This window comes from Devosia chinhatensis, assembly GCF_000969445.1.
GTDB lineage: Bacteria > Pseudomonadota > Alphaproteobacteria > Rhizobiales > Devosiaceae > Devosia > Devosia chinhatensis.
This window is the reverse complement of record NZ_JZEY01000040.1, coordinates 1-498: the sequence shown is the minus strand read 5'-3', so window position 1 is coordinate 498 and position 498 is coordinate 1. Positions and strand designations below refer to the sequence as shown.

At 63.1% G+C, this 498-nt stretch carries 2 protein-coding genes; one reads left to right on the top strand and one right to left on the bottom strand.

What is annotated here, in order from left to right:
- The coding region (locus tag VE26_RS18310) for a hypothetical protein (RefSeq protein ID WP_152658651.1) at positions 1–231 on the bottom strand (231 nt) is incomplete at its 3' end.
- Positions 232–267: 36 nt separating this feature from the next.
- On the opposite strand from VE26_RS18310, the gene VE26_RS18305 reads away from it, so the two are divergent.
- Positions 268–498: hypothetical protein (locus VE26_RS18305; protein ID WP_152658651.1), on the top strand; the 231-nt coding region annotated here is incomplete at its 3' end.

The following is a 498-nucleotide window of genomic DNA, read 5'->3' as shown; positions in this document are numbered from 1 at the left end:
GCGGACGGAAAAGTTGGCGTGGTAAGTGTCGGCCGGGGCCGACCGGCCCTGGCCGTTAATGGTAGCTCCGTTGAGTATGTAATCGAAGTTCGGGTGCGCGGAGACTTGCTGGGTAGCCTGCTGGTCCAGCTCAAGCGCCGAAATCGGCAAGCTCGGCATGATGGCCTGTGCGGCAACGGCATTCCAGGCAATGGCAGTGCGCAGGCGCGCCTGCAGGGAATCGCTGTTCACGCCACCCTGCTGCAGCATATGCTGCAGCAGGGTGGCGTGAACAGCGATTCCCTGCAGGCGCGCCTGCGCACTGCCATTGCCTGGAATGCCGTTGCCGCACAGGCCATCATGCCGAGCTTGCCGATTTCGGCGCTTGAGCTGGACCAGCAGGCTACCCAGCAAGTCTCCGCGCACCCGAACTTCGATTACATACTCAACGGAGCTACCATTAACGGCCAGGGCCGGTCGGCCCCGGCCGACACTTACCACGCCAACTTTTCCGTCCGC